The sequence below is a fragment of the Streptomyces sp. NPDC100445 genome, assembly GCF_044759735.1.
GTDB lineage: Bacteria > Actinomycetota > Actinomycetes > Streptomycetales > Streptomycetaceae > Streptomyces.
Window position 1 is genome coordinate 1 of sequence record NZ_JBIVZV010000026.1, and the last position, 5,875, is coordinate 5,875.

The 5,875-nt window shown below is 58.2% G+C and carries 5 protein-coding genes; 2 read left to right on the forward strand and 3 right to left on the reverse strand.

Translation table 11 applies throughout. The annotated features are described in order from the left end of the window. Positions 1-45: 45 nt before the first annotated feature. The 3 genes from ACIQVT_RS34650 to ACIQVT_RS34660 form a co-directional block, all read right to left on the reverse strand. Positions 46-750 (reverse strand): ABC transporter ATP-binding protein, encoded by a 705-nt coding sequence (locus tag ACIQVT_RS34650; RefSeq protein WP_403763741.1) that lies wholly within the window; start codon positions 748-750, stop codon positions 46-48. After that, complete coding sequence (locus tag ACIQVT_RS34655) at positions 747-2,810, reverse strand: hypothetical protein (RefSeq protein WP_403763744.1); 2,064 nt, start codon at positions 2,808-2,810, stop codon at positions 747-749. Before ACIQVT_RS34655 ends, ACIQVT_RS34650 begins: the two co-directional genes overlap by 4 nt. A gap of 205 nt (positions 2,811-3,015) precedes the next feature. Beyond that, the gene (locus tag ACIQVT_RS34660; protein ID WP_403763747.1) at positions 3,016-3,324 is read right to left on the reverse strand and encodes a lactococcin 972 family bacteriocin; all 309 of its coding nucleotides are present in this window, start codon (positions 3,322-3,324) and stop codon (positions 3,016-3,018) included. Between the two features lie 496 nt (positions 3,325-3,820). Here ACIQVT_RS34660 and ACIQVT_RS34665 point away from each other — a divergent pair, with 496 nt between their 5' ends. Continuing rightward, on the forward strand, positions 3,821-5,275 hold the full coding sequence (locus tag ACIQVT_RS34665; RefSeq protein WP_403763750.1) for a hypothetical protein: 1,455 nt from the start codon (positions 3,821-3,823) through the stop codon (positions 5,273-5,275). Positions 5,276-5,442: 167 nt separating this feature from the next. Next, complete coding sequence (locus tag ACIQVT_RS34670; RefSeq protein ID WP_403763753.1) at positions 5,443-5,736, forward strand: lactococcin 972 family bacteriocin; 294 nt, start codon at positions 5,443-5,445, stop codon at positions 5,734-5,736. Positions 5,737-5,875: the final 139 nt, after the last annotated feature.

Sequence of the window (5,875 nt, forward strand, 5' to 3'; positions counted from 1 at the left end):
GTACTCGCCCTACGACAACCGCTACATCCTGGCGCTACTGGAGTATCAGGAGGCATCGATCAGAGAGGATTTATGCAGAGTAAAGATAGTGTCGCATTGGTCGCGAACGCCCTCATCGTGAGTTGCGATGACCACAGCGCAGCCGGCCTTGCTCATCTCTCTGAGGGTATCGACAACCATGATGGTGTTGTCACCGTCAAGGGCGCCCGTCGGCTCGTCGGCAAGTACTAGAGAAGGTTGCTGAACTATTAGACGAGCCAGAGCCACGCGCTGCTGTTCTCCGCCGCTCAAATGATATATCTTCTGTTTTTCTCGTCCTGCAAGACCAACACGGTCAAGAGCCTCCGTGATCGCTTTGCTGCCCTCTGTGCTCGGCCATCGCCTTGGTTTGACAGCAACCTCGAGATTCTCTGCGACAGTCGCGTTCTCTATCAATGCATAGCTCTGAAATAGATAGCCAAGGGTGTCGCGACGGAACCGCCGGATCGCGCGTGGACTGAACCCTGTTATTTCGGCGCCCTTGTAGTGAATGGCTCCGGAAGTCGGCTTGTCGAGCAGTCCTAGGCAGTTAAGGAGGGTTGACTTGCCTGAACCGCTTGGGCCTACGAGGGCCAGCATTTCTCCACGGCTGATGGTCAGATTGATGTTGCGCCAAAGGGTTCGAGTACCGAAGGTTTTTGAAAGATCCGAGATTTCGATCATAATACGCTCCGGACTGCACTGGATACTTCGTCTATTGAGGTTGCTCATGCACCGGCCGCTGCTTCCTTGATAATACGGCGGTGGAAATAAGCAAGAGCGAGAAGTACTGCCCCGACCTCGAGACCGACAACGCTCATTATGACGCTGAGGTCCAGCGCAGTTATGTGAGTAGGCTGGAATGGCGCCGGTGTGCCGGCGGCTGCGAACTTGGTCAATTGCTGATTTTGTTGCCATGCTTCGAACGGGACCCGCGTCGCAAAAACGATTGCGATAGCCACTTCTACGGCTAGGATAAAACGGTGCGTGGCAACGTAAGTCCAGCCGCTTACGTGTCGCGCAAAAATACCCTGCGCGTTCTTACGCGAGTAGATTATGCAGATGCCGACACCGGCTACGAGCAGCACCACGACGGCTACGATAAGATTGAATATTTGAATTCGGAGCTTGCTGACTGCATCCTTGTAATCGCGGGCCGTCTTTTGGGCTACTGAACTCACTGCAATTACGTATGTTTGAAGCTTTCTTGCTTCGATGGAGTGCAGTGTGTCATCCGGGTCGGGGAAGATCACACCGTCCTGAGTGGCGAATGTATCGTAGGCGTCGTTTGTAAGGAAGTGAGAGCCGTTGGGTACGGCAACAACAATAGGATTCCGAACGAAGGACCGGTCATCCGTTGGACTATGTGCTGAGTTATAGACCTGAGCGCCCGTATTGTAAACGAAAAGGCTCTGGTCGGCTTTGCTGCGGAGAGTTTTGATGGGGATGTGTCGACTGTTATCGGGATCGAGTATCTCGACAGTTGCTTTAGTGATCGCCTGGGTGTGGGACGCGAGGGGTGTGGGAATGATTAGCCGTATGGCACGCGAGTCGGGGTCCTTGCTGTTCCTGACTTCGGAACCGTATCGCCGCCCGGCCGGGTCGAGGACGGGCTGCTTACTGAGGTAGGTGTCATTGACAATGATTATTTCGCCAGGCGGCAGGTGAGCGCCGGGCGCAGAGATTTGCAGATCTCTGCGCCCGGCGACGATTACGTCACCTTTCCTGTCAGCGTCGCGCAACCATGGGCCCAGCTGTTTATCCAACTGATCCAAGTGCGCCGCGAAGGCCCCATTGAGGCGAAGAGAAACGGCGTCGCCCACCTTCCGGTAGACGTGCTGGTTCTCCTCCCGCGCCATCACATCTCGCGCAGCAAGCGTGACGTCCGTGGCGATGCTGAGAGTGAGAAGGAGTGCTGGAATGCGGACAAGGTAGACGCTGATAGATGCTGCCCGAGAGGGCAGCTCACCTTTCAGGGCACGCAGTACGTCAACCTTGGCGGTCAGCGCAAGGGCAGCAGCATGGGTAGCCAGCACCAGGGCGGTCAGGAGGCCGGCGATAGTTACCGCAACCGCAGTGAACAGTTCGAGCCAGGCGAAGTCGTTATACAAACCCAGGAAGGTGAGGGCGGCGCCCACCACGGCGCTGGCTGCCAATAGCCAGAACACGGTCAGCTGGCGCAGATCGCGTATCAGAATGTCAACCAAAGACATTCCCTGCATGCGAAGGACACCGTAGGATTTTGCGTTGAGTAGTACGCTTGCGCCCGTCACCGTGAGCGCCGCGAGGGCAACAGTGCAGAAGGCCCACCAGAGGGGGTCGTCCGCGTATTGTTCGGCCAGTTCGCTGTACGAGAGTGGGTGGGTGACGCTCGTAACCAGGCCAAGTCGGTCAAGCTCAAACCCCAGTTTTTCGGCAGCCTTTGAGGAGCCGAATACGTAGTACATGCCGCGTGGATCGCGATGTTCGATCTCTGAGATCGGACCTACGTGGGTTTTGTAGTTCTTGCTAAACTCCGGATACCCTCCGTTCAGCCAGGCAGTTGCGACGGTACTGGTACCGCTAGGTGCCATATAGAGATGCCGCAGCCCATCGGGGTTTTTTAGGTCGGTCATCTCTCGAGCGACCACTACATTGTGCTTGATCGAGAACGCCTTGATGGTCTGGATGACTTGCGCACTATTCACCGAGTTATCAGAATCGAGCACATCAACCACGGCAGAGTTACCTAGTGGCTGACTCTCATCCAGTGCCTGCACGAGCAGAAAAGCCAGCACCGCCGAGAAGGACAAGATGGCAGCGTGGACGAATCGTATACCTCGATGCAGCATCGGATACCTAAGCTCAGGGCGCTGAGGCGCACATGTTCAGGGAATTAATTGACACAAAGAAGAGCTGTGGAGGCGAGTAGAATTCGCCTCCACAGCTGAGCCGAGCTGGCCATCGGAGCGGCCTGCTGCGGCGGGAACTCAAGAGACTTGAAACCCCAGTGAGGGTTTAGCAGCTCGGGTTGTAGTAGTAGCTGATGTGGTTGCTTGAGCCCACGCCGCTATTCTTCTCGATCGAAGCCAGGGACCAGACGCCCTTCGCCGTGCAGCCACTGCGGGACAGCTGGTCGTTGTTCTTCACCGAGGATGCGTGCTTGTTGTCCGGGTGCTTGTAGTTAGACCAGGCGCTGTTGGCGCCCTCGTCGTAGCTCCACTTGCCCCCGTCACGGTCGACCGTGATGGCCATCGCCGGCGAGGCTGCAGCGGCGATGATGGCTGCGCACGCCAAGGCGGCCTTGAATCCAGTCCTCTTGTTCATGATTGACTCCCCTTTTCATCATGATTTTGATCAGGACAGGTCAAGATCATGGTGCGCGCAGTAGCGGGCCTGCAACTGTATGCGCATGTGATCTATCTAACTGGATCTTGTTTCAGCCAAGCGTGCACCGATGGGCGTGGGTGTGAACGGCGGCGATGTGGGCAGGACGGAGCCACCTTGCAGATGCGGCTGGCGGGTCAAGAGCTGCCAGGTCAGGGCTGCATTCCCGCTTCTAGCGGCTTGGCGGAGATTGGCTAGGTTGACTCCCAACAGGTGGATAGACAGGCTGTGGCCGGAATGGCACCGTCGGCCGTCCCATCCTCAGGTGGGAGGCGCACCGGGACGTTACGGTGCATACGCTTCGTGGTCGTCCAGTGGGTGTGCAGGCCCTCGACAGGTGCTACGTTCTCAGCGGCCGCCAATGCCCCATTTACATATCCACAGACCGGGATATTTCGGTCATTGCGAGCTAAGATCTAGGGTCGGAATAAGCTCTATGGCATTCCCAACAATTCCACTTCGTCGCCACGTTCCCGTTTGGTTGATACCGATGTTGTGGACGCTTGCTTTCGGCCTGTGGGGGCTATCTCGGCAAAACAGTGTGTGGCGGGATGAGGCCGCTACCTGGAATGTGGCTCAGCGCTCAACAGCTGAAATATGGCACATGCTGGGAAACGTGGACGTCGTGCATGGGTGCTACTACCTGCTAATGCATGTGCTGTTCGAGATTTTCGGCCCCGGCACCACGACACTGCGGCTCCCCTCGGTCCTGGCCACCGCAGTGGCGGCAGCCTGTGTCACTGTCATCGGTCAGCGGCTCGCCAACGCGTGGGCAGGGTTGGCTGGCGGGCTGACGTTCGGCCTGCTGCCGGCTGTGCAGTTCTACCTGCAAGAGGGGCGGCCATATGCCCTGGTAGCAGCCGGATGTGGGGTCTCGACCATGCTGCTGGTCACTTTGCTCCAAGGGCGTGCTCATCTAAGCCGCTGGGCTGCCTACGGCAGCACCGTATTGATCTGCGGACTTTTGAACTGGCTTTCGCTCATGATCCTGCTGGCACACTTTATGACTTTGGCTTGGATCCGAGTTCCGCGTTGCGTTTGGGCACGCTGGCTAGTGGCGTCTGTGGTCGCTTCCGCCTGCGTGTCCCCCTTGATCCTGTTCAGCGAAAGCCAGTCGGCACAGGTATCGTGGATACCTCCACTCACCTGGCACATGCTGATCGGCCCGACGGTCCTGCTGGTGATCGGTGGTGTCGGAGCCCTACTGGACCAGCCTGAAGCCGGTCGGTTGTCCTTGGCATCCGTCGGGCTGCCGTTGCTGGCGGTGCCGCAACTCGGCCTCATCGCGCTTTCCCTGATTCAGCCGCTGTTCTTGGACCGCTACATTCTCTTCAGCATGCTCGGCCTTGCGCTCCTGATCGGCGGGATCGTCGAATCGGCAAGGAAGGCAGCCCAGCCTCGTTCCGCGACCGCGTCAGCATGGGTTCTCCCCGTAGTGGTTGCCGTAGCGATGGTGGCACTACTGCCGCAGTCGCTGGCGAAGCGGTCACCTAAGAGTCGGGTGGACGATGTCCTGGCCGTAGCATCAGACGTTCAGCGGATGAAGAAGTCCGCGACTGCAGTGCTGTTCGTACCTTCGGCGCGCAGGGACACCAAGTCCGTCTCCCCGGAAGCATTCGCTGGCCTTCATGACATCGCCCTGGCGGAAAGCCCAGAGCAGTCAGGAACCCTGAAGGGTGTGGAGGCTGGCCCTTCTCAGATCCGCTCCGCGATGCTGAGACAGCGTCGTCTAGTGCTAGTTACGGATGCGACCTCGGTGGCGAAGCCGGTGACCGCCGAGCGAGACAGGACCAAAATCAAGGTGTTGAAACGGTACTTCACTGCGATAGCTGACGAGCAGGTCCGCGGTCGCAGGGTGACGGTGTACAAGCGGTATGCGCCGGCCCGGTAGCACGGTGGCTGGCGACTACGCATGACAGGGGCCAGCCCGATGCAACGAAGCGGTGTATAGAAGGAGTTGGATAGATCACATGAGCGCGTGGTTGCCAGATGGCTACGATACGCGCCATGATCTTGACCTGTCCTGATCAAAAATCATGGTGAAAAGGGGAGTCATTCATGAACAAGAGGTCCGGGGCTAAGGCTGCACTTGCATCAGCGGCCATCATCCTCGCAGCCGCCGCTCCGGCGCTTGCTACGACCACCAACGTCGGCGGCGGCACTTGGAGTTACGACGAGGGTGCTAACACGGCGTGGTCAAACTATAAGCACCCGAACAACAAGCACTCGTCCGCGGTGGAAACCGGCGACAGCCTGACCACGAGCGGTTGCACGGCGGCGGGCAAGTGGTCCCTTGCCTCGCGGAACAAGTCGGGCAGCCGCGTGGCGTACTACTACAACCCGAGCTGCTGAGCTTCTCCTTAGCGTTTTGAACTCAGGCGTCAAGGGTCAGCCCTCGGTTGACGGGTACAAACGAAGCTGTGGAGGCGAGGATCCTTGCCTCCACAGCTTTTGCTTCTGGGGATCAAGGCTCCGATGTCAGTGGGGCGCT